Source organism: Streptomyces sp. NPDC002742 (genome assembly GCF_042888885.1).
In the GTDB taxonomy this organism is placed as follows: Bacteria; Actinomycetota; Actinomycetes; order Streptomycetales; family Streptomycetaceae; genus Streptomyces.
Genome location: NZ_JBIAQF010000036.1, coordinates 56283 through 80064 on the forward strand (window position 1 = coordinate 56283; position 23782 = coordinate 80064).

Sequence of the window (23782 nt, forward strand, 5' to 3'; positions counted from 1 at the left end):
GTCCCGGCTCACTGCCAGGAACGTACGCCTATTCAAGCCCACGACAGACACCTGACCACAACGCCGAACGTCGCCCGAAGCCCAGGGACGGGCCCTGCGTTGCATGTCGACAGGGCAGCCCCGCGCCACAGCTGCAGGTAGCCGGTCTTGGCGAGGCAAACGCTGAAAGCCAGGCGCAGACCCCGGCGGGCTGAGGGCGGCCGAGGCAGCACAGTGGGAACGGCCCCGCGCCTATTTTGCAACGCTTCTCCAGGCTCCGCGATCGTTGACTGCAGGGCGCTAAAGGCCCGATAGCCACAAGCCCTTACGGTTCGGGGTACCCAGCGTCGTCGTGGGTGCTGTCCGGAGGACGAGAGAGTCGCGGTTTCGGACCGACCAGCCATTGGTGGACGGCAGCGGTGACGTCTGCGCCGGCGGCATCGACGCGGCGGGCGAAGCCAGTCCGAAAGGTCAGCAGTGCCGCGTCACCAGGTTTGTCATGTGGTCTTGCGGGGGCGGCGCCTTGGGCTCACGGGGTGCCGGTTTTCACGATGAGGTCAGCGAGCGGCTGCTTGTCCAGGTAACGCAGGGCCGCGTGCGGCTCGGCGATGCCGTTGTGGACGAGTTCGTCGCGGACGGCTGGAGCGACGGCTGCCAGTCCGCTCTGGGCGACGATGTCGCCGGCGGCGTGGAGGTTCATCCATCTGATGCCGTCGGGCAGTTGGAGGGGGCCGTCCTGGCCCAGGGAATGGCGGACGGTGGGCCAGGCGAGGGGGGATCCGCAGGTGACGAGGGCGGTCAGGCCGTCGGGCCCGGGTCCGGTGTCGGCGCGGGTGAGCATGTCGAAGGCGATGATGCTGCCCAGGGAGTGGGCGATGACGAGACGGGGTCCAGGGCGGTGTAGTTCGGTCCGGACTTCGGCGCGAATGCGTTCACCGATGTCGTGGTGCAGGTAGCGGTAGACCTGGCGGACGAAGCGCAGCAGGCGCCGGCCCATGTCACGGCCGATCTTGTGGTCGGCGGCAGCCAGTGCCTGGGCGACGGGGCGGGGGATGTAGGGGACGCCCAGGCCGAGGGTTTCGGTCTCGAGCTGTTCAGGATCCAGTCCGGGCGGTGTGTATAGGGCGAGAGTGTCTAGGATGAACGCCTCCTCCTGGTCGGTGAAGGGTTCGGTGTCGTCGACGAGGGGGGCGTCCTCGCGCGCGCCCAGGCGTTGACTCGGGGTGCGGAAGAGGTCTCCGTAGTAGGCCACGTGCAGCGGCGGAACGGGGCAGTCGGGACCCTGGTAGCGGCGCAGGCCTTTGGTTAAGGCGCCGGCCCAGTCGGCCGAGAGTTTCACGGCGTTGGTATTGCCCTGCCAGATGCCGTGGATTCCAACAATGTGCACGCTGCCCCTTCCCCCGGACGTGTTCCCCGCCGGAGGCGGGGCCATTGTGACTGCTGGGATCGTATCCGGCCCTGGACGGAGACAGCGCCTCATCGGCCGGGGCCCTTCCGGTGGTTAGAGTGCTCGGCAACGCGTGCTGAGGGGGCGTGGGTTGAACCGAGTGACGCTGGGGCCGCGGCGGCTGGTGGTCGTCGCGGTCGATGAGTACTTCACCGGCGATGACGAGTTCACCGCAGGGATCCGGGAGCAGGTGGCGACGATCACCGACTGGCTGGCCGGTCCCGCGATGGACGAGGACCGGCGGTTCGAGGTCGCCCGGCCCAAGGATCTGACGCAGCCGGAGGATCTGCGTGTCTTCATGGCCGATCAGGCGCTGACCCGGGCAGCGTGGGACGAGGCGCTGGTGGTCTACATCACCGGGCACGGCCTGCGGGGCCAGTCCCGCCGCCACTACTTGACCTTCGGCTCCACGGAGCAGGACCGGCTGCTGGGTACCGCGTTCCCCACCAGCGAGTTGATCACTCAAGTCATGGACAGCGAGGCGGAGCACGTGCTGGTGCTCGTCGACTCGTGCTTCGCCGGAAGCCTCAAGACTGAACTGGGTGTGCTGTTCGAGGAGTTGGGTGAGCAGCGGCGCAGACTGAAGACCCTCGCTGTGATCACCAGTGGTCACTTCGAGAAGGAGCCGTACCGGGGCGAGTTCACACGGCTGTTGAGGCTGGCGCTGGACAAGGCCCGGGACGAGTCGGCTGGCTTCACCGCCCCGCATCTGTCGTTCGAGGAATGGGAGAAGCTCCTCAAGACGGTGGAGGAGGGCCATCCCGACCTGTTGCAGGCGCTGTGGGTGTGGCCCGATTCCCGCCGCGGCGAGCCGAGTCTGTGCCTGCCCAACCCGCACTACCAGCCGCAGGAACAGATCGTCGATGCCTCCCGGCAGCCAGTCTCGCTGTCGGCATTCGCCCTGGAGCAGTACTGGCTGGCCCGCGCCTCGGGCCGCACCGGCGACAACGACCCGGGCTGGTACTTCAGCGGCCGCCAGACGCTGATGCAGGCGTTGGTGGAGTTCGTCCACGCCGGGGCCGGCGTGCTGGTGGTGACCGGGGCGGCCGGCTCAGGCAAGTCGGCGCTGCTCGCCCGACTGGTCACCCTGAGCGATCCCTGGTTCGTTACCCACTCCCGGTTCTCGGACATCGTTGCAACAATTCCCGCACGACTGCGCCCCGATACGGGCGCCGTGGAGGCAGCCGTACTCGCGCGAGGGAAGTCGTCTCTGGCGTTGATCGAGGATCTGCTGACCGCCATCGGTGCCCACGCTGCAGAGGGCGAACCTCCCCTGCAGGCAGTGCTGGACCGCCTCCAATTCGCCGGTGCGAGCGGAATGGGTCCGGTGACGCTCGTGATCGACGGACTGGACGAGGCTCAGGAGCCCACCGCCTGCCTGTCCGACGTGATCACGCCTCTGGCCCAACTGCGTACTGCGGACGGGCAGCCGACAGTGCGTCTGGTGCTAGGCATGCGCAGTTCGGCCCAGGACGTTAGGGAGGACAGGCTGCAGGATGCGGCGGCCGATCAGCTGCTGGGTTTCCTGCACACCGCACTGCAGGCGGGGATGGGCGAGGACACGGTGCCGGTTCGACTGCTGCGCACGGACGGCGCGCAGACCGCCGAGGACATCACCGCGTACGTACAGATGGTGCTGCAGGCGCATCAGGACAGCCCGTACGCCGGCCACGGCACAGCGGCCGCCGAGGCGGCCGCTGTGATCGCGCAGGCAGTGACGCCGTCGTTCCTCGACGCCCGGCTGGCCGCCGCCCAGTTGCGGTCCGCGGCCTGCCGGCAGGACGTGCAAGATCCCCTGTGGCGCAGCCGGTTGCTGGCAGGGACGACAGCACTGCTCGCCAGCGACCTGCGGCAGGTGGCCGAGGACCGGGACATCGACCTGCGGATGCTGCTCGCGGTGCTGCGGGCCACCGCCTTCGCACAGGGCTCCGGTCTGCCGTGGGCGGAAGTGTGGCCGGCAGTGGCCGCGGCGACCTTCGGTCCGGGGGCACCGGCTGCCGTTGAAATCGATGCGGTGATCCGTATAGTGCGGCACAGCCGCCTGGTCGGTTACCTCGCCTCCGGGGAGGAGGACGGCCGGGTCACCTACCGGCCTGCCCATCAGCGGGTGGCCGAGGTGCTCTTGGCCGAGCCCGGCTCGCTGATTGTGGATCCGCTCGCAGGCTTTTCCGAAGAGCGGGCTGCCGAGATGACGGTCGTGCAGCCCGTGCGGAAGGTCCACCGTGCCATCGCCCGGGCGTGCGCCCTGCTGGCCCGGCAGGGCGGCCGTCTGGCGCCGCACCCCTATGTACGCCGCCACACCGTGGATCACGCCGAGCAGGGCCACCTACTGGACGATTCGATCATGCCGGTCGAGCTGGCGGTCTGGGAGAGCTCGGGGTCGCTGCGCGGACGGCTGGGCCTACCGCTGCCGGTGGGCCACACCCAGCGCAGGGTTCTCACAGCGGCCGGGCTCATCGAGCCCTACCTGGACGCATCCGTCGATGCCCCGTCCCGCCTGAGCAGCATCGCCTTCCATCTGGCGGCGAACGACGCGCCGGCCTGGAACAACAGCTCGGTGCCGTCGCCTTCTTCTTCCGCCCGCACCGTCGGTGCGGCCCTGGACACGCAGTGGGGGCGCTGGCAGGGGCGCGCCAATGTGGTGGCCTCTCCCTCCGGCCGGGTGCACGCTCTGCGCGCGTTCAGGACGCTGGACGGTCGGCAGTTGCTCGCCGCCAGCACCCGCAGCGGCATCGGCGTCTGGGACAGCGCGACAGGCCAGCAGCTCACCCACATCGATACAGGTGTGGCACATGCTCTGACCATCGCGATGGGCACCAGCGGACGTCCCTTTCTCGTGGCGGCCGGCCCTCGCAGCGTAGCGGTGTTCGATCCGCTCTCGGGCCGCCAGTTGGCGACCTTGGAACGGAACAGCGTGCGCATGGTGACCGTGGCAGGCGATGGTGACGCCCGCTGGACGATGGTGGTGGCCAGCGGGCGGAACGAACTGCTCTTGTGGCAGCCCTCGGAAGATACGGTCCGCCCGGTACGCCTGCCCGACGGTGCCCGCCTCCCGGAGCGGCTGACCTGGGTCCGTGCCCCGGAAGGCCGGGGCTATCACCTCCTCAAGCTGTATCGCGCCGGGTGGGTGCTGTTCGATCCCCTGACGCAGGACGTGCTGCCCTTGGATGTGCCGTTCTCCACGAACCTGTCCATCGCAGCTGTACGGGGTCCGTCCGGAGGCGATCTGCTGGCAGTACTCGGCCAGGACCAGCCGGTGATGCTGTTCGACCCCTTCCGGGACGGCATCTTCCCCACTGTCTTCCGGAGCGGCGAAGAGACGGGCTGGCCGCCCGATGCGGCCCGGCGCATGGTGAGCGTGACCGCTGCAGACGGTGCCCGCCTGGCGGGCGTCGTCACGGACGAGTCCATCGAAGTATGGGACGTGTCCCGGCCCGAGGCGCGGCGGGTGGGAGCGTATCCTGCGCAGCCACGAGCGATGTTCGCCGCCGTCTCCGACCGGGACGAAAAGTGGAAGCTTGCGGTAAGCGGCGACGAGGGCATCCTGCTGCACCGGGCCGGACGGAGCACGTTTCCCAGTCGGCGGACTGCGGTGAACGAGCCGCCGCGTGCCTTGGCCAGAGCACGCATGATGACCGCGCTGCCACCGGCCGACGGCGCACAGCGGCTCGCCGTCCCCACTGCCTGCATCGTGGAGATCCTCGAGGCTACGACCGGTCAATGCCTGGAGTACTACGAGCACCCCGAGCCCGTGACGTTCCTGGAGGCAGTACCCAGCCCGGGCGACGAGACCGCCGTAGTGGTGGGCGACAAAAAGGCCATTCATCTGTGGCGCGTCGGGCGTGATGCCACCAAGCCGATCGCGAGCGGCTCGTTCGAGGAGAACCGCTGCTGCGCCGTGCGGCTTCCGGACGACCGGATCGCTGTCGTGGTGGCTGGCAACAGCGGAGCAGTCGTCGTCGATGCCGGCACCGGCGAGGTGGCAGGACTACCCGACGGCGGGCAGCGCATCACCGCGCTGCTGGCGCTGCCCTCTCCCACCGGCCGCTGCCTGGTGATGGGGGCGGCGCGCTCCCGGCTGTTGGTGTGGGATGTGGCCAGTGGCGAACTCGTCGAGGACAGCACGCTGCCCCACCGCCCCGTAGTTACTTCGCTGTCTCTCGTCCCTCTACCCGATGGCCGTGTCGCTGTGGCTATCGCCACGCCCCACGAGATCGTGATCTGGGACCCTCGAGAATGGAGCCCGATCAGCCGGATGGACACCCCGTACACCGCTGTCATGACCCCGCTCCCCCATGTCCCCGGAACCTGTCTGCTGGCAGCCGGGAACGGCACCGGCATGCGGCTGTGGGAGCCTCTGACCGGGCGTCTCATGCATTCTCTGCTCACCGCGGCACCGGTCACCAACATCGTGCACACCCCCGGCCGCACGCAGTACGTGCACATCGGCGGTCCGGCAGGACTGGCGACTCTCAGCTGGCCGCTGAAGGAAGAGCCGTCGTAGGAACGGCAATCGCCCGCTGGTGACGCTGTCGCCGCCGATCGCCTGCCCACGGGGCGGGCCCAACCGCTTGGGCAGCAACGCCTCTGGTGAAGGCACGAGTTCCGGCACGCTCGTGTTCCGGCGCCGCTGCGGACAGGGCGAGACCCGCATGGTCAGCACACCCTCTGGCGGAGCGTTCGTGGCGCAGGCGTCCGCGGGTTTGCCGGGATACATCACCGGGCTGTGGACGGCACGGATAGTCTCCGGTACGTGATGAACGACGGTCTCATGCGCACCACCACCCGGCTCTTCGACGCCTTCTGGGCAGCGGGAATCGCCAATCCGTTGGAAATCGTGGAGCAGATATCCCACCTCCTATATCTCCGTGAGCTGGACGGCATTCAGGAACGCTGGGACCAGGAGGCGGTTCCGCAGGAAGCACTGGAGAGGGAGCCTGTCTTCACTCAGGACGAGCAGCATCTGCGCTGGTGCCATCTCATCCGCCTGACGCCTCAACGCATGTATACGTCGATGACCGACGAGGTGTTTCCATGGCTGCGTCGCCGCACTTTCGCCGGGGTGGGCTATTCGCAGCTCGTCACAAATGCTCGTTTCACGATCCCGACTCCCAGTCTCCTCGCCAGGGTTGTGGGCCTGCTGGAAGAGGCGCTCTCGGCTGGGGATGCCGACGCGGGCGCTCTGTATGAACAACTACTCGCCCGAGTCGCCACGGCCGGTCCCTATGGTGCCTTCCGTACGCCTCCTCATCTGGCTGCTCTGATGGCAGCGATGGCGGAGCCCGGAGCTGACGACGAGGTGTGCGATCCAACCTGCGGCATGGGCGGTCTCCTCGCTGCTGCGGCTCAGTTCGTCCACCGGTCCCGCCCGGACACCGCGCAGCAGAGCGTGACGGAGGTGAGCGGCAGGATCCACGGGTTTGACTTCGACACGACCATGCTGCGATTGAGCAGCATGCGGCTGGCTCTTCAGGGCTACGAGGGTGCTGATCTGCGCTACCGGGACAATCTGGCGGAGGGCGCCGGGACAGAACGTGAGCGCTACTCAGTCGTCCTCGCCCATCCCCCGTTCGCGGGCAGTGTCGACTACGAGGCCGTCGCACCCGAGTTGCTCGCAATGGTGCGTACGAAGAAGGCCGAGCTCCTTCATCTCGCCATGATTCTGGAGCTGTTGAAGCCGAAGGGACGCGCGGCCGTGATCGTCCCCGCCGGTCTGCTGTTCAGCTCGAGTTCCGCGCACATCGAACTTCGGCGCCTGCTGGTGGACGTGCATGGGCTGGAGGCTGTGGTGCAGCTGCCCGGCGGCACCTTCAAGCCGTATGCGGGGGTGTCGACGGCGATCCTGTTCTTCACCAAGGGTGCCGGACGGACAGACAGCGTGTGGTTCTACGACCTCACGGCGGACGGCTTCAGCCTGGACGACCGGCGTGAGCCACTGCTGGCGCAGGACAAGCTCGGGGTGGCTCCCGACAGTGTTCTGGATGCCGTCGATCATACGCGCAACAACCTCCCGGATTTCATGCGGCGTTGGCGGCTGCGGCACAGCAGCGAGCGCCGGCGTGCCCGGTCCGAGCAAAGCTTCTGCGTGACCAGCGCGGACATCGCCGCGGAGGACTACAACCTGTCGTTGGGACGATTCCGTCAGATCCATGAGATGCAGCGGGCCGCGCAGGAAGGCATCCGTCTGGGGGACTTCGCTGAAATCTTTCCCGGGTCCGTGCGCAAAGCCGATCTGGACGAAGAACCGGATGCGACGGACACGGACGGGCGACGGCGAGTCCTGACACCCAGCCTGCTGACCAGCACGCTGCCGGACGTGGCAGACCTGCCCCTGCGCGCAGACCAGCGCGAACCCCGCCGCCAGTTGCGGCAGGGCGACATCATCGGACGGGATCTCGCCGGTACCCGCCACTGGACGTGTGTGCCGAGCCAATACGACGGCGTGCAGCCCGGCCAGGGTCTGATCGTCATCCGGCTCACCGAGGAGCTTCTGCCCCACGAGTACGTGATCGCCTACCTGTCCAGCGCTCTGGCTGAGCAGCAGCTGCCGAAGTACGGAGTCATCCCGCGCATCAAGGCCCGCGAGATGGCCGACATCTGGATCCCCCGGTGTGACGGCAGCCTGTCGGAAATCCGCGCCTCCCTCGCCATGCTCGACGAAGGAGAACGGGAAGCCGCACGCATCCAGGACGACCTCCACCGGAGACGGATGCGGATTTTCGAAAGCGGAACCGGTTCGGCCCGGCGCGGGCGGCTGGATGACGCCGCCGCAATCAGCTCCTTGACCGCGCAGAACCTGCGCCGGCACAACGAGCCCTACAAGTTGTTCCAGGATTCGTACCCCTACGCCGTAGCGCGCGCGGTCCGCAAGTTCCGGCACTCCCTGTCCCTGGCGGAAAAGCACGAGGCAGCCATCCAGTGCGCCGAGTCCTTGATCCTTTCTCTGGGCATCATGGCTCTTGCTCTGGCTACCGACCGCGGCCGTCAGGATCTGCCGGCCATCGCCCAGTGGAGCCAGTCCGTTGAGCGGGGCGGTGTCTCCCTCGGCCACTGGGTAGGGGTGGTCAAGGCCGTGGCCGAAGACGCACGCCAGCACGGTGACCCCGCCGCCGGCCTCGTCGAGGCAACAGCTCGTAGGAAGGGCGGGAAAGGCCTGGTCGCCGATCTCGACCAACTGGTCGTGCTCCGCAACAAGATCCGGCACGGCGCAGGCCCCCGGACACGGGCCGAGCTGGAGAAGAGCCTTGGGCGCATCGAACCGCTGATGCTCAGCAGCCTGTCGGGATGCGCATTCCTCGCCCACACCCGATGGGTGCACACCGACCGGCTCCAATGGATGCCTGACGCCGGGAAATTCCGCGTATCAGGCCTGGCCCTGATGGGCGACCACCCCGACTTCGCAACGGTCTCCTTCGACACAGCACACCCTCTGGCAGACGACCGGCTCTACCTCATCCCCCCCAACGACAAACCCCTCCCCCTCTCGCCGTTCTGCCTCCTGAGCGACTGCCCCACATGCCTGGCACCAGAGCTGTACTACCCCGACCGCATGACGAGTTCCACAGCTCTCCTCAAGAGCCTGGATCGAGGCCACGAGTTCGACAGCGACTCCGTTTTCAAGGCACTGCGCGAGTGGAGCACCCCGTGAACCTGCGGCCGCGCATGAAGGTGCGAAGAGATGAGCAAGAGGGGATCGGAGAGAGGGCGTAACGTGGCCTGGCGGCTCACGATCCGCACAGCCTGCGCATTGCAGGAAGGTGCGCAGAGCCGTCGGTGATTCCGTTGCGGACGAGTTCATCGCGGACGGCCGGAGCAACGCCCGCCAGTCCGCTCCGGGCAACAAGGTCACCGACACCGTGAAGGTTCACCCAGTCGATCGCAGACAGGGCCGGAGAACATGTCGCCGTTGCACCGGTGAGGTTGCCGGGACGAAAAGGCCCGCGACATCACCACGGGGGGAGCCGGCTGCCGTCGGCGTCAAGGCCGTAGAGAACCTCGTCCTCGTTCGGCGGTGTTCCGTGGCGCAGTGCTTGCAGAAGGGAGGGGAACATCTCGTAGTCGCCAGCATCGATGGCCTGGCGGTACCAGTCGGCGGCCTCCGTGTAGTTGTCCTCCTGCTCGGCCAGTCGGCCTAGGAGGCTACGGGCTTCACGGTGACCTGGGGCTGCTTGCCGCAGCAGTCGGTGCGCCTCGTCGCGTTTGCGGGCCATGAGGTCGTGGTGTGGTGTCTTCTCCCATTCGAGTTCGTGCGCCTCGGCCAGCAGGGTTCGGGCGAGCTGGACCTGGGCGGGCTCGTAGCCCAGGCGGGCCAGCACGCGGATGGCGGTGATAGCGAAGCGGCGATCGTGGGGAAGACGTCCGCCGTAGGTCAGGGGCCGAAGCACAGTGAGGACGTTCAGGATGTGGCCCGCCTGCGCGGCCTCGGTGAGGACCTCTCGGGCGGCCCGGGGCCGGTGGGGCCACAGCCGGTGAAACAGAGTGCTGAGGGCGTACATGTCGGTGGCGGAGACGGCACGGAGCACGGCCTCAGCCTCATGGGTGCGTTCCTGCTCGTCGAGGAGGCTCACCAGCCGTTGCCGGGCCTGCCGGTCGCCGCTGTCGGTGGCAGCGCGCAGCAGCGGTTCGACCAGTTCGGCGGCGCCTGCGCGGGCGAGTTTGGTGGGCCAACTCCACGATGCGGGACTGGCGGTGAAGGCGGCGGCCGCGATCTGATGGAAGGTCTCGTTCCGTCTGCCTGCAACCTTCCGCAGTCGTTCCAGGGAGGTCGCGTCGCCTGCGGCAGCATCGTGCAGGAGCTGGGCGGGGTTGTGCGGTGCCGGGGGCTCGGGCGGTGGAGTGAGAGCTTCGGCGTCGCGGTGGCGGCCTTGGGCGTGCAGGAAGTGCTCCAGTGCCAGGTGGGCGTCTCGGTTGCCTTCGCAGCAGGCCCGGGTCAGTAGTTCTTCGGTGAGCGGTTGGAGGGTGTCGGCGTGCTCGACGGTTTCGTCGGCGAAGGCGAGTTGCATGAGGGCGGTGCCAAGGTCTGCGAGGCCGGCGCCGCCGTCGCAGAGTCGGTCGACCTGGTCGCACAGCTCCTTCAGGCCTTGGCTGGTGCGGAGGCGGTGGGTCTCGGTATAGGAGAAGCACAGGCCTTCGAAGGCGGAGGAGGTTCCGCGGTCGAGGGCGGCGACGTACAGGTCCCGGGCGATGCGGAAGCGGGCGAAGGCGAATGCCTGCAGGGCGAGGGTTTCCAGGTCGCTGCCGTCGGTCAGGTCCGACTGGGCGGCCTGCCAGAGTGCGGCCGGGGGCTTTATGCCCCAGCGCTCGGGGGCGATCTGCTGCTCGATGATGTCGCTGAGGTCGACCAGGTCCGCCGCCTCGCCAATCCCGTCAGGCGCGAGAACGCCCTGCAGGCATGAGACGACGTCTTTGACCGGGGTTCGCGCCCAGGTGAGGGCGTCGGTGAACCAGGTCTGCCGGTCCAGCTTGAGGCGCTGGTCGAGACTGAGGTAGCCGAGGGCGGCGTGCTCGAGGAAGGCCAGGGGAAGCGGTCCGCGTACGCCCAGGCGGCGGGCTTCGACGGCTGCGGTCACCACGGCCTTGCCGGGTGGGTGGTCGGCATGGCGGTAGCGGTCCAGGAGTTCGGGGGCGGCCGCCAGGCGCTGGCACAGTTCACCGTTCGCGCGGGCCTGGGCGGCTGCCTGGGTCCACTGGCCGTCGCTGCGGGCCTGGTTCTCGAACCGGTTGAGCCCAGGGGTGTCGAAAGCGCTGGGCTGGTGGACGGTGCGGGCCAGATCGAGCAGGGATTGAATGTGCCGGGTCCGGCCCTTCTTCTTGGGGTTGGTTCCGGGCGCGTCGAGAGGGGTGGGCCACATGGTGGCCAGGACGATGACCGGGGCGGGCGGCTGTTCCAGCAGTGCGAGCAGGTCTGCGGCAGCGCGGTTGCCGTCCGCCTCGGCGAACAGATGGTGGGCGTTGTCCAGCCAGATCACCGTGGGAGAGGCAAGCACGTTGGTCTGCAGGCACGAGCGCAGTCCGGCGGCGGACTTCGGGTACAGCAGCTGCCAGTCGGGCACGCAGGCCGTGACTGCTTCCCAGGCCGAGCGGGTCTTGCCGGTGCAGGAGTCCCCGCGCACGACGACCATGCCTGCGCCCGCGCTGGCCACCATGTGCAAGTGGCGTCGCAGTTCGCCATCGTGGTCCCGGTCGATGTAAGGGGGCAGCTTCATGCCGTCGTGCTCCTGGACGGCCCGGTGTACGCCCAAGCGGTCCGGCTGCCAGGCGGTGACCGGGCGGGGCCTTGCGACCAGCACCTCGCCGCGCCGGGGGGTGTGGGGCCCGGCCGAGCGACTGGCCAGCAGACCGAGTTCACTGACCGCCGCGCGGATGTCGGTGAGGGACAGCTCGCGCTTGCCGCCAATGACCTGCTGGGTGACCCACTGGATGCCGGTCATGATCGCCTGTTCGTCGTGCTGCAGGCTGGCGGCTTGCATCAGGCGGGAGACGAGCTTGCGCTGGAGGGGCTCGTCGCGCCCCAGATGGAACTCCAACACATCCAGGAGTTCGAGGAGTTGGGCCTCATCGAGCCCGGCGTGAGCGGCCCAGCGGGCGCGCGCCTGTCCCCGCTCTGAGCGGGGTCCCTGCCGGTCTGCCCGGGGCCGCAGCAGACCGGTTCGCGTGTCCCGGCCTTTGAACAGGACGTCCGCGGGATCCGGCGACCGATTGGTCAGCAGGGCCAGTTGGACCTGCTCCCCGTTCCGGGTCAGGGTCTGCCAGGAGCTGGTGATCTTTTGCAGGATCGACGGTCCGCCGTCGGCGCTCGGTTTGAACAGGTACTCCTCCCCCACCGCGGTCGACGCGTCGGCCGCGTACTTAACCTGCGCGTAGCGGGTCGGTTTCCCATCCGCGTAGTAGTAGACGACGTCGTCCAGGTTGCCGGCCCCCGTGACCTCAGCACCGACCGCCACCACCGCGCCCCGGACACCGTCGAGCGCGTCCTTGTAGGCCTGGACGCACCCCTCCCACACGTACAGCCACTGGTAGGTGTCCCCAGCCACGCGCACACCCGTGGCACTGGGAGGAGGAAGAGCCGGCACCCGCACCCCTTACGGACGAATCCGCCCAGACGGCGGAGCCCTCAAGCCTACGAGGTCTCACCGACATGGGTTCTACGCTCACCCAAATCCTCCACCCTGAATGACTACCCGGCGCCACGGGCGAGCCCTCGTCGAAGGCAGCGGTGCCGGTCGCGCTTTTCGGCCCCACCGCGAACCCAGCGATCCATGCGGGGATCACCTCGCAGAGGCGGAAGGCTCAGACCGGCCGATCGCACCCCGATGACGCCTGCACGGCTGGCCTGCCGGTCGCCGCCTCACTGTCACAGGGCGGCGTTACGCTCGCTTGCTTCGAGGCCAAGGATGGGTGGGGCATGACGGACAACGCGCCGATCAATATCGGCAGTCTCCTCAACGGAGACGACCCGATCGATGACGCCAGCCAGGACCTGCTGCAGCGGACGGAACTTGCTGACGCGTTCGCAGTGGAAATTTGTCGAACGTCCGCGAAGCACGGCGCAGTTGTCGCTGTGACGGGGAAGTGGGGGTCAGGCAAGACGTCGCTGGCGAATCTCACCTGCAGAGCCCTCGACCGGGTCCATGATGTGCAAGTCGTCGAGTTCAACCCGTGGTTCTTCTCCGGCACCGACCAGCTCATGCGGTTCTTCTTCGACGAACTTGCCGGGCAGCTGCGGGACGGGCGCCGGCTGAAGGACAAGCTCAAGGGCGCGGGCCGGACCGTCGCCGAGCGGCTGGGCAAGTACTCGGCCGCCCTGTCGCCGCTGAAGTTCGTCCCCGGGGCCGGTGTCGTCTTGGAGGGTGCGAGCGCTGTCGCCGCGGGAACGTCGAGGCTTCTAGGTGAGGGACCGGAGACCATCCATGAACAACGAGCGGAGCTCACCGAGCTCTTGGGCAAACTGCCGGGACGGATCGTGGTGTTCATCGATGACATTGACCGGCTGTCGCAGCAGGAGATCCGGGACCTCTTCCGCCTGGTGCGCCTGACCGGCTCGTTCCCGAACATCGTCTACGTCCTGTGCTTCGACCGCGAGGTGGTAGAGACGGCGTTGACGGATGAGGCGGTCAAAGGGTCCGCGTACCTGGAGAAGATCGTGAAGATGTCGGTAGAGGTGCCGCCGCTGCCCTCGCAAGCGCTCTCCCCGGTCATCGCCGAAGGACTGACCCAGGCGCTCGACGGGATCCAGTCCGGGCCGTTGCATGCGTCGCGGTGGCCGGACGTGCTCGTGCAGCTGATCCTCCCGATGTTCTCCACCATCCGGGATGTGAAGCGGTACCTGACATCGGTGCCGCTGGCCGTGCGCAGCCTGGGTACGGAGGTGAATCTGGTCGATGTTCTGGCACTTGAAGCCCTACGCGTGCGCTTTCCCGCAGCGCACGCGATGCTGCCCGCCGCCGCGGACCTGCTGACGCCGGCCAAGACGAGGTACCAGGCCGGCACGGACCGGACAGAGCGAGAGAGGGCGTTCGTGGAGGAGTTCACCGGCCTCTTGAACGGCCACGCCCAGCCGGTCATCCGCCTGCTGTTCCCTGCCGCCGAAAGGCTTTTCGGCGGCCAGAACTACAGCTCTGACTGGATCCAGACCTGGGAACAGGACCGGCGGGTCGCCTGCAGCACGGTGCTCGACTTCTATCTCCACCGCCGACTGCCGGCCGGACGGGCACCCGCCGAGTACGTCGACCAGGTTGCGGACTGCATCGGCGACGAGAGCGCACTCGACGAGGTACTGGGGCAGGTGCCGGACGTCCTGCTGGACGACACGCTCAAGCGCCTGGTCCCCCATTGTCTCGACGCGCCCGAGGGCAGCGTGCTGCCGACGGCCGCGGCGCTGATGCGACAGCTGCCGCGGGTCCGGCTGGGCTCCACGGGCATGTACTCCCCCAGCGGTGAATGGGCGGTGCTGAGCCCGGTGAGTGTTCTGCTGCGCAACCTCAGCGGCGACGTGGCCGACCACACCGTCCGTAGCCTCTTTAGTGGCATCCCAAGCCTGTACGGAAAGGTCCTTCTGCTCGACATCGCCGCGGGCCGTCCGGGCAAGCAGGGATTGATTCCGGATGAATCTGCCCGGTTGCTCACGCAAGAACTTGCCTCCCAGCTCCGCACGGCTGCGCCCGAGGACCTTGCCGACGAGCGGATGCTGCTGCGAACGGTCCTTGTGGCAGCAGCAGACGGTCCACCTGTCCTTGAGCCGGCCTTCGATGCCCGCGTTGTCGCGCGCCTGCTGGAAAGCGGAGTGGCGCCGGTACACAGCCAGACGATGGGCAGCGTGGCCGTACGGACCGAGAAGCAGCTCAGGTGGGACTCCCTGGTGAGTGTCTACGGCGGGGAAGCGCATCTGGCCGAGGCCGTAGCGTTGTTGCAGCAGTGCCTGCAGGAGGGGACGGTCGAGCTGAACGAGGACCTGGCGGCCGCTCTGGCTCTGTACGAGAGGTACGCGACAGGCTGGCGCCCCGAGGAGTTCTGACCACGCACCATGCTCCGCGGGCGGCTCGCGCCACGTCTTCCCCATCACCGGCTGCCCGCCCACCGTGCTTCGTTGAGTTCTGGCACCGGCTCAGCAAGGCACGGCCAGTGCGGAAGCCCGCGGTTAGAAGGGCCGCACCGCGCAGTGGCGCGATGCGGTAGAACACCGGCATCGCCTGCACCGCCAAGGACCGCCCGGGAAAGGGCCTTGCCGTCTTCAGCGGCAGGATCGTGGTGCTCTCAGGTCCAGACATACCAAGTCGGCAAGAGCAAGGCGCTGCTCGACCAGCGCTCCTCCACGATCTTCCTGCTCGTCGCCCTGACCGGCATCGGCCCCAACTTGTTCGCCCTCCTCACCGCGATTTCCTCGCCCGTGGCCGGCACCGCCGGCGCAACCTCCACCGGCTTGAGGAATGAACCTGCCTCAGCGTGCCCAGAACCACCTCGGCCAGTCGCGGCAATGTGCCGCGACGGCACGCTCGCCGGGCGTTACCAGTGGCGCAGTGCCTCGGTCAGTTCCTGACGCCATTGATCACGCCCGGGATCATCGTCGTCTGGTTCTCCGCCCAGGGCGAGGACCTGGTCGGTGATGTTGTAGGTGATGCGGTAGGCAAGCAGGGAAGTCGCTGCCTCCAGCCAGTCCTCTGTCTTACGGGTCGGCGCAACCGGGCCGAACACCGTCACGAACCACATGGGCAGCAGAGACCTGTCCCGAATCGCCTCCGAGATGCGATTGCGCAGTTTCTGGTACAGCTGCTTCTGAGCCTCGACACCTTCGGTGAGGAGCTCCGCGTCGCGCACCCGCGTCTCACGGTCCCGGGCCAGCGCGGCCCGCGCACGCCGGGCGTAGGGGGCACGATGGCTTGCCGTTCGAGCGTACTGGTCAGCCTGGCGTCGGGCCGTGGTGAACGCCTGGCGGGCCTGCGCGTGCTGGGGTGCGCCGAACGCTGTGCTGGCCAGGGTTTCGGCAGCAGTCAGGACGGCCGCGTACTGCTCGTCGCGCTGCTCGACGGCCTCTTGGTGGGAGCGGATGGAGGAGGAATTGCTGTCCCGCTCGAAGTGGGTGAGAAGCATGGTGCGGGCTGCGCGGGCTTTGCCGGCGAGTACGCCAAGGGCGCGCCACGAAGCGGGGAACGAGTCGAAGTCGGCGCGGGGCATCTTGTCCGCGGCCGCCAGGTTCGCCTCCATCAGCTGGATGCGCGCGGTCAGCTTCTTCAGGGCCCGGTCGGTGTCGGCGATGTGTCCGCGGGCGTCGGTGTCCAGGTCTTCGAGGTTGCTGCGGACTTCGTCGGCCTTGTCGTCCGCGTCGCTCACCGCGCTGCGGATGCTGCGGAGTTCGTGTCCGAGGTCGTCGATGTAGCCGAAGCTTGTCTTCAGTGACTCCAGGTCGTTTTCCAGGTCCTCGATGCGGCTGTCCAGGCTCTGGATCTTGTAGCTGTAGTCGTCGCTCAGGCTCACCTGGACTGTCCCTTCTTGACCGCGTCGCCCGGTCCTTCGCTGACGGTGACGGCGAGGACGAGCCACCCGATGATGGCGAGGATCACGAACCACAGTGAGATCACGCTCAAGGTAATGAGCGCGACCAGCAAGCACTCCAGGTGCAGGCCGATGGTCAAGTGCCGGTAGAAGCGGTGGTTCTTGTGCGTGACCTTCTGGAAGGAGAGGGACAGTGTGGCGATGCAGTGGGGTACCAGCACCACCAGCCACCAAGCCGAGTGCCCCAGGGCGAAGGTGAGCACGATCAGCGCGAGCGCGACAGCGGTCTGCCCGAGCCACGACATCCGCACGATGCGCTCGCTCAGCTGCCGCTCGGGCTCAGCAAGCTTGGCGGGGATTGTCTTTTCGAATGCCAGGAGCTCGTCGGCCGCCTGGAGCAGCCGGGCGTACTCGGCACCGAAGTTCTCATCCCCTGCCTCATACCGGGCCGTCTCACGATGACGGGTGAGAAGCCTTTGCTGCAGTTGCCGGTACTCGGTCTCCATCTCATGCCGTACCTTGCTCACTGCTCCGTCCCCCTGACCACGGACCGACGTCTGACGTCCAAGGCCTTCCCACGGGCAGCACGCCACAGCCCGAAATTGATCGACGGTATCCAGCCGTAGTTTCGAGGTCCGTTCCAGCCAGGACAAAGCGGGTGTTCCGGCCCGGCATCACACTCGCCATCCTGAACTGAGTTCAGGACCTGGCCCGGCAACTGGGCCTGATCCCACCACGGTTTCGACCAGCCCCACCCCAACGCCGAACCTGATCGACAGGACCGCACCTGCCCCCGTCTCAACCGGTCACCACGCCGGTTAACGGCGCTACGCTTCTCTCGAGCGCTCACGCTGGGACTCCCGCTTCGGATGGTCCCCGCAGACGCAACTCCGCCCGCAGGAACGGCCTTTGGATGCGTGCTGCAGCGTGTGTCGGACGGACGACCTGCGAACTCGGCGCTCAAGCCGCGGCTCGGGGACCTCATGGCGCCCGGCGTGGAGGCGCTGTGCTCTACCGGCGGAAGCCTCGCCCGGGATCGCGGACGCTGTGGCTACCGAAGGGCTCGAACCAGGCGGCCGCCCTGAGGTCGCCCACACCCATGGACTGGTTCGCTGGGTCCTGCGGGTCTGCGATGCCGCCGAGTTTCGGGTCGAAGAGCATCAGGACGTCGTGGTCCTGGAACAGCAGATCGGAACAGTCGTCCCAGCTGTAGTCGTCGCCGTGTTCGGGGAGCGTGTGGTGGGGGTCCGTGGGAGGGCGGTCTTCCAGATGGGTGGGGGCGTCCTCGATGGCCAGGTGTAGGGCCATCTCCTCCGCGGTGCAGGTGGGTTCGGGCCACTTGCCCCGGGCGAGGTCTGCGGCCAGGTCGTCGAAGGCGCGCGCCATGCGCCGCCGCCATCGGTGGTCGGCCGTCCAGGTGAGCGCAGGCAGCCGGTCGAAGACTTCCCAGGTGGTGGCGTTGGCGTCCGGCAGGAACTGGTCCCCCAGGCGGTGTGCGTCGTCGTAGGCCTGGTCTGCGAGGAGAACCAGGGCTGTGTGGAGCAGGTCGGCGGTGCGGGGGGTGAGCTGCCAGCCGCACTCCTCACAGTCGGGGTCCTCGCCCTTGCAGGGGCAGTCCCGGACGCCGAAGAGGGCGGCGAAGTTCGGCGTCTGCTCACCGGCTGTGGGCCTTTTGCGCTGCTGGCGCAGGCGCCAGCCGTGGACGAACCGGGTGACGACGGGCGCTGCGCTCCAGTCGGCCAGTTCGTCGCCGTCTTCGATGCTCAGCACTTCTGCCGAGCTTTGGTCTTCCAGCGTCTGGCTGCCGGTGACGTCGCTGTCCTCGGTGAGGGTGATCACGGCGCCGGCCAGGTCGCGTGGGTCGTCTTCGCCGAGTTCGGACGCCGGCAGCGGCTCCCAGCCGCGGCGGGCAGCGGCGTGAAGGAGCGCGTCTTCGTCGGTGATGTGAAACTCGCGCAGGTGGGTGATCCGCACGACCTTCCCCGGCAGGTCCTTAAGCCGGGGGTGGCCCGTCGCTGCGGGCGCTGCCGAGGAATCCGGTTCGTCGTCAAACGGCTCCGAGTCCGGGTCCGTCGCCGTGAGCAGGGTGCCGGGTTCTGCGGGCCAGGTCCCGTTCGCGGCTCGCGTGACGGCCTGGCGCAGGGAGCCGGCCGGTGCATCCGGCATCTGAGCCGTGAGAGCGGTCAGTTCGTCGTCGACGGCTGCGGCGTCACGCAGCGCCAGGACCCGGCGCAGAATGCCTGTCGCCTCGAAGGCGTGCTCGGGGTTTTTGCAGGTCAAAACGGCGGTCAGGGAACTGGGCCCGTAGTCGTGAGCCAGCAGGGCCAGCACCCGACTCTTGCTGGAGGTGTGTTCGCACAGGAAGTCGATGGCCCGGGCCACGGACAGCGATGACGTCATCGCGGGACTCCAAAAGGGGAAGAACGCGGGGCGCACCGGACGGGCGGCGCACGCGCACAAACAGGAACCCGCTGGTGGACACGGTGCGGCCGCGTCCCCGGACGGCGAAAGAGGCAAGTTGGGGTGCCAGTTGGTGTCCTCGCTACGAACGAAGACCCGGACTCGGCTGACACAGACACTACCCGCGCCTGGCGGCGCGTACCCCGGACATCTGTAAAAGAGCGGGATCTGCCGGGGCACCGCCACCGCCCGCCAAAGGTCAACTCTGGGCTGTCGCAAACGAAAGAGCACCACGCTGCGGTAGGAGGTCGTGCAGCGTCTGTAACGACGGCGCGATGCATCACCCCGGCCGAACAGGTTGGCTCATCGCCCTACGGCTGCTGACCAGCCTGGACGGCGAAACGCACGGGAAGGCCCTCAAGATCTCCTTCATCATGCCGTGGCACCACGAGGGCTGGTAGCCAGGCGACCGGCCCGGCCAATGCGGGCACCGAGACCCTGGCAGCGTCCACGACCAGGACCGCCATGGCCAGCAAACCCGCTACGCCCCCTTAAGGCCCAACACCTCTGACCAGCACAAACCCCGCACCCTCTATAGCAGTCGGCGTGAGAATGACCTGGCCTTTCGTCACCCATGTCAGCGACAGGTGAGCATCATCCATCAGTGCCAACTACCAGGTCACCGAGGCTGCACCACTGACATTTCAGATGACGATACCCAGCTGACACTTCCCCGCAGACTGTCACACCGCGTCCGGCTCCGCCACGGCGGCCACCGCCGCGGGCCGGGAACCGAATAGCCTCCCCTCCTGCGCCAGTTGCCCGAACATCACGCTCGGCGCCCGATGCCAGCGGATGTCGTCGTCCACCACGTCGGGCGAGGGATCCGAACGCACCCACAGCGTTCCGTCCGGCGTGAGGAACAGCTGGTCCTGGCGCTCGACGGCGACATCGCCGCCGGGCGCCCGACTGGTCTGCGGCCAGCCCCCGACACCGGTCAGCCCCCAGATCACGGTGACCCGCACCTCGGGAAAACGGCCGTGCGTCCACGCTTCAGGCACCCTCTCGGTCCCCGTGTACCGGGGCGACAGCAGCCGCCACAGCCGTCCGAAGTCCCGCTCCTCGGCGTGCAGCGTGGTCGTCCGCCCCGTGCCGCCCGCGATGACCAGGGCCATGTCCGGGTTGTCGCCCTTACCGAGCCCCCAGGCACCCGCCGAGGCAGGGGCCTGTGCTGCGCCGAGCGCGGCCAATGCCATGGACACGAGTAACAGGACCCGCACCCCGTTCCTGATCCGTTCGACCCGGCCCCTCATATGTCCCCCTCGATCCGGCCGGCACCTACACGTCCCGCAGCTCCTGTCGAGGCTCCCCCTTGTGAGGCCGTCGTATCCGGGCCAGCACGGCTCCTGCCGCCGCCCCGGGTATCGCCCACCACCAGTCGGTGCCGTCGCCGGTCGCGGCGGCGGTCCTCGTGCGGGACCGAGCGGTGGACGTGGACGTGGGCGTGGGCGACGGACCGGCACTCGTGCCCTCCGGTGTCTGCCGGGGACCTGGGCGGATTCCTCCGGCGCCCTGCGCCTTCAGCCTGCCCAGGATTCCCAGCTTCTTGAGCAGCGTCCGCACCTCGGCCGGCTGCCCGGCCTTGTGCCAGTAGCTGTTCATGGTCGTCATGTCGGTCGTGGTGTTGATCCAGACGTCCTCGCTCCACGAAGCGTCCGGATAGACGCGGTCCACCCGCCAGGGCGACACGTCATGGGCCATCCACGTCACATTGATCTGGGGTCCGTCGGCCGCGCCGAGCCCCGGCAGCTCCACCTCGCGGCTGTCCGAGTCCACCCCGCCCAGAAGCCGCATCAACTCGCCGTACTCCTCGTCCGAGTGGTACAGCGCGGCGCTCTCCGCGCTCTCCGGCGAGACCAGCAGCACACTCGTCGGTCCGCCGGCCAGGGCGGACGGTGCCGCCAGCAGCACGACCGCCAGAACCGATACCAATACCCCTGTAGCAGTGAGCAGTTCACGAAGTCTGCGCATGGAACCCCCGAACCGGCCGGCCGATCGACGGGCGGTCCGCCCGCACGTCGTCTGTCACTTCTGGTACACCGCCCGACCGGCCGGGGTTCCCACCCGCCGCCCACGAATTCCGAGCCGTGCCCGGAGACGGCGAACCCGGCTACTTCAGCGACCTGGCGATCTCCAGTGCCCGGGTCCTCGAGGACACTCCCTCCAGCCGGAGCGTCACCTCGCTTTCGTGCATCCACAGCAGCGTGGGCCCGGCAGTCCGCTCGGAGCGGGTGAAGCGGCCGCCGTCCGCGCCGACGAGCCAGAAGCTCAGACGATGCGGCTTCGGGAACCACAGCGCCGGATCGCCGAACTCCTCGTCACCGTCCAGGCGCAGCCACTGCGGCGACTCCCGCACCGTCTTGGTGAAGCCGATGTCCAGCCGCGCCGGATACGCGTCGATCCGGACCGTGCGCCCGTGCTCGATCCAGCACAGGCTCATCAACAGCCGTCCTCGCGGCTCGGGCGTCACCGTCACCGCGTCCGGCACCCCGAGGGCGTCGGGCACGAGGGGCTCGAACCCGGCCCGCCGTCCGGCCTGCGCCAGGGTCAGCGAGGGCCCGGGGCAGCCCGGCACCCGGGCCCCGGCCGAGGGCACCGCCGACGGGTCGTAGCGCACCTCGACCCCGCCGAAGCCGAACCAGTCGACGACCGCCGCCCGCACCGGGGGCGTGAGCACCAGGACCGCCAGCACTCCGCACAGGCCCGCGGTGAGCGCCCGCCGGCGGGCCCTCACCCAGCGGCGCACCGCGCGCAGCCGCTCGCGGGGCCCCGGAGTCCCGGGCGGCGGGAGCGGGATCCCCATCGCGAGTATGTCCTCCAGCACCCGCTCGACCATCGACTCGTCGCCGTCGGCCCCCGGGCCGTCCAGCGACCGCCCGAGCGCCCGCAGCTCGTCCGGCAGCCGGGAGACGTCCGCACGGGCTCGCCGGGCCCGCTCGCGGCCGGACTCCGCGCCGCCGGCGCCTCCGTCCCCATACGACTCACTCATGCTCGTCACCCCCTTCCCGAGGCTCCTGAGGTTCGAAGGCGGGCAGCAGCCGGCCCAGCTTGCGCAGGGCGCGGTTGAGCCGGGACTTCACCGTGCCGCGCGGCCAGCCCAGGGCCTGGGCCGTCTCCGGTTCGTCCATCTCCAGGAGATAGCGGTACGTGACGACGAGGCGGTGGTCCTCGCTCAGCTGCTCCAGAGCCGCAAGCAGCGCGGAGCGCCGTTCCGACTCCAGCGCCGCGACCGCCGGGTCCGCCGATTCCGGTATCAGCGGCGCCGCCTCCGCCAGCGCCGCCTCCCGGCCGGCCAGCGTCCGCTGACGCACCGCCGTCCGCGCTGTGTTCCTCGTCTCATTGGCGACGATCGACAGCAGCCAGGGCTTGAACGCCGAGCCGTCCCGGAAGCGCCCCAGCGAGCAGTACGCCTTGATGAAGGCCTGCTGCACCACGTCCTCCGCGTCCGCGCCCGCTCCGAGCGCCCTGGCCGCCCTGATCGCGATGCCCGTGTGGGCACGGACCAGCTCCGCGTACGCCTCCGGCTCCCCGGCGCGTACCCGTGCGATCACCACGGCCTCGTCGACGACGATGCGGCCCCCCTCCCGCGTCCTCACACTCTTGCTACACCGCCCGCGGCACATCGGTTCCCACCCGCGGCACATCTGTTTCCGGCCAGTTCCGGAGCGGGCCCCTGTACCTGAGACTGCAGGTAGCGGCGCGGCAGGGAGGCGTCGAGGTCCTGGCGCTGGAGGTGGACGGCGAGGGGACACACGTGGCAGCGTCCAAGCAACTCAGTGCACCGTGGCGGCGTCTCGCGGGACGAACCGCGTGTCAGGGTGGGCGGGGTCCGGGCGAGGCGCGCCCGGCGGCAGCACGGGAGCCAGCGCCTCGAACACCCGCTCCATCACCTGCTCCGTGTACCCGCCCATCGTGGCCGATGCCTGGAGCAGCACACCCCCCGCCCGCAGCGGAAGCACCCGGTGGAACGCGCCCGAGTCCTCCAGCGCCGCGGCGCCGCCCAGCCGCGTCACAAGTTCCGCCGGACAGACCGTCACCCAGGCGTAGCCGCGCAGGAACCGCCTGCCCTCGCGCAGGGACGTACGCGGGTTGCGGCGCAGCACGGTATCGAGGTTGGTGAGTTCGTCGAAGTCGTCCCACTCGATGTGGCCGAAGAGGGGGCTGCTCCCATCCAGTGCGGCGTACAGGAAGTCCACCACCGCAGTGCAGGACGCGACGTCATCTGGGGAGTTGACACTGGTCAAAGCCGATGCCCGCCAGATGGAACCGTCACTCAGGACGTGATAGGAACTCGCCCGTCCCAGGGTGGCCAGTTCCCCACCCTCCGTGAGAAACACGAGCTGGGCCCCCAAGGGAACGCGGCGAGCTCCTCCTCGAACCGCGGCCACCTCTTCCCGATTCGGGGGAAACGGCGCACCAGGTCGTCGATGTCCGGGACGATCCGCGCTTCAGAGACGACCCCTCCCCCGCTCCCGGCCTCCACCTCCACCAGGCCGCTGTACAGCCCGGTACGGGCGGCACGGAACCACCGGACCAGCGATGCCCCAGGACCGTCCGGCACCGCGGCATCGAACGAGACTTGGACGCTTACGTTCATTCCGCGACCCTACTGGTGCCCGGCAATAGAGAATCCTGCGACGATCACCACATTCCGAAGCAATCACTGAACTCGCACTTCAGGAGCCTCGCCGGCTCCTCAACCTCTGCCGAAACCCCAGCTCAGGTCGACACGTCACAACAACCAGAAATCCCGCAACGATCACTAGACCAACAGCTCAGCGCATCGATCATGCAGTGATCCTTAGCGGATTTGTCAGAAGGCTTCCGCTTTCCGAACGTGATCGTGTGGTTCGAGGTTGGTGGGCATGAATTCCACCTGCAGGCGGGAGGGATGGGGCGGTTCGTCTG

At 68.4% G+C, this 23782-nt stretch carries 15 protein-coding genes; 4 read left to right on the forward strand and 11 right to left on the reverse strand.

The annotated features are described in order from the left end of the window. Positions 1-28 precede the first annotated feature (28 nt). Both ACFYW8_RS39555 and ACFYW8_RS39560 read right to left on the reverse strand, forming a co-directional pair. Positions 29-298: an SWIM zinc finger family protein gene (locus ACFYW8_RS39555; protein ID WP_389090414.1), complete on the reverse strand. Its 270-nt coding sequence runs from the start codon at positions 296-298 to the stop codon at positions 29-31. 210 nt (positions 299-508) lie between these two features. Next, positions 509-1366 (reverse strand): hypothetical protein, encoded by an 858-nt coding sequence (locus tag ACFYW8_RS39560; RefSeq protein WP_389090418.1) that lies wholly within the window; start codon positions 1364-1366, stop codon positions 509-511. Positions 1367-1526: 160 nt separating this feature from the next. On the opposite strand from ACFYW8_RS39560, the gene ACFYW8_RS39565 reads away from it, so the two are divergent. After that, positions 1527-5930 carry an AAA family ATPase gene (locus tag ACFYW8_RS39565; RefSeq protein WP_389090457.1) on the forward strand — a complete coding sequence of 1468 codons (4404 nt, stop codon included), beginning with the start codon at positions 1527-1529 and terminating at the stop codon, positions 5928-5930. Positions 5931-6197: 267 nt separating this feature from the next. After that, on the forward strand, positions 6198-9074 hold the full coding sequence (locus ACFYW8_RS39570) for an N-6 DNA methylase (RefSeq protein WP_389090421.1): 2877 nt from the start codon (positions 6198-6200) through the stop codon (positions 9072-9074). A 298-nt stretch (positions 9075-9372) separates the two neighbouring features. Here ACFYW8_RS39570 and ACFYW8_RS39575 read toward each other — a convergent pair whose 3' ends face one another. Next, complete coding sequence (locus ACFYW8_RS39575) at positions 9373-12459, reverse strand: hypothetical protein (RefSeq protein ID WP_389090424.1); 3087 nt, start codon at positions 12457-12459, stop codon at positions 9373-9375. A gap of 371 nt (positions 12460-12830) precedes the next feature. On the opposite strand from ACFYW8_RS39575, the gene ACFYW8_RS39580 reads away from it, so the two are divergent. Further along, positions 12831-14939 carry a P-loop NTPase fold protein gene (locus ACFYW8_RS39580; protein ID WP_389090427.1) on the forward strand — a complete coding sequence of 703 codons (2109 nt, stop codon included), beginning with the start codon at positions 12831-12833 and terminating at the stop codon, positions 14937-14939. 488 nt (positions 14940-15427) lie between these two features. On the opposite strand, the gene ACFYW8_RS39585 is transcribed toward ACFYW8_RS39580, so the two are convergent. From ACFYW8_RS39585 to ACFYW8_RS39595, 3 genes are all read right to left on the reverse strand, one after another. Then, positions 15428-16396 (reverse strand): hypothetical protein, encoded by a 969-nt coding sequence (locus ACFYW8_RS39585; protein WP_389090430.1) that lies wholly within the window; start codon positions 16394-16396, stop codon positions 15428-15430. Beyond that, entirely contained in the window at positions 16393-16941 is a 549-nt protein-coding gene (locus ACFYW8_RS39590) for a hypothetical protein (protein WP_389090433.1), read from the reverse strand. The genes ACFYW8_RS39585 and ACFYW8_RS39590 overlap by 4 nt, the downstream gene beginning before the upstream one ends. 484 nt (positions 16942-17425) lie before the next feature. Then, positions 17426-18814, reverse strand: coding sequence for a hypothetical protein (locus ACFYW8_RS39595; RefSeq protein ID WP_389090436.1), 1389 nt, complete (start codon positions 18812-18814; stop codon positions 17426-17428). 335 nt (positions 18815-19149) lie between these two features. Here ACFYW8_RS39595 and ACFYW8_RS39600 point away from each other — a divergent pair, with 335 nt between their 5' ends. Next, entirely contained in the window at positions 19150-19275 is a 126-nt protein-coding gene (locus ACFYW8_RS39600; RefSeq protein ID WP_389090439.1) for a hypothetical protein, read from the forward strand. A 282-nt stretch (positions 19276-19557) separates the two neighbouring features. Here ACFYW8_RS39600 and ACFYW8_RS39605 read toward each other — a convergent pair whose 3' ends face one another. The 5 genes from ACFYW8_RS39605 to ACFYW8_RS39625 form a co-directional block, all read right to left on the reverse strand. Continuing rightward, positions 19558-20076 carry a hypothetical protein gene (locus ACFYW8_RS39605; RefSeq protein WP_389090442.1) on the reverse strand — a complete coding sequence of 173 codons (519 nt, stop codon included), beginning with the start codon at positions 20074-20076 and terminating at the stop codon, positions 19558-19560. Between the two features lie 76 nt (positions 20077-20152). Beyond that, positions 20153-20845: a hypothetical protein gene (locus ACFYW8_RS39610; RefSeq protein WP_389090445.1), complete on the reverse strand. Its 693-nt coding sequence runs from the start codon at positions 20843-20845 to the stop codon at positions 20153-20155. A gap of 139 nt (positions 20846-20984) precedes the next feature. After that, positions 20985-21863 carry a hypothetical protein gene (locus ACFYW8_RS39615; protein ID WP_389090447.1) on the reverse strand — a complete coding sequence of 293 codons (879 nt, stop codon included), beginning with the start codon at positions 21861-21863 and terminating at the stop codon, positions 20985-20987. Beyond that, on the reverse strand, positions 21856-22425 hold the full coding sequence (locus ACFYW8_RS39620) for an RNA polymerase sigma factor (protein WP_389090460.1): 570 nt from the start codon (positions 22423-22425) through the stop codon (positions 21856-21858). Before ACFYW8_RS39620 ends, ACFYW8_RS39615 begins: the two co-directional genes overlap by 8 nt. A gap of 222 nt (positions 22426-22647) precedes the next feature. Beyond that, complete coding sequence (locus ACFYW8_RS39625) at positions 22648-23070, reverse strand: hypothetical protein (RefSeq protein WP_389090450.1); 423 nt, start codon at positions 23068-23070, stop codon at positions 22648-22650. Positions 23071-23782: the final 712 nt, after the last annotated feature.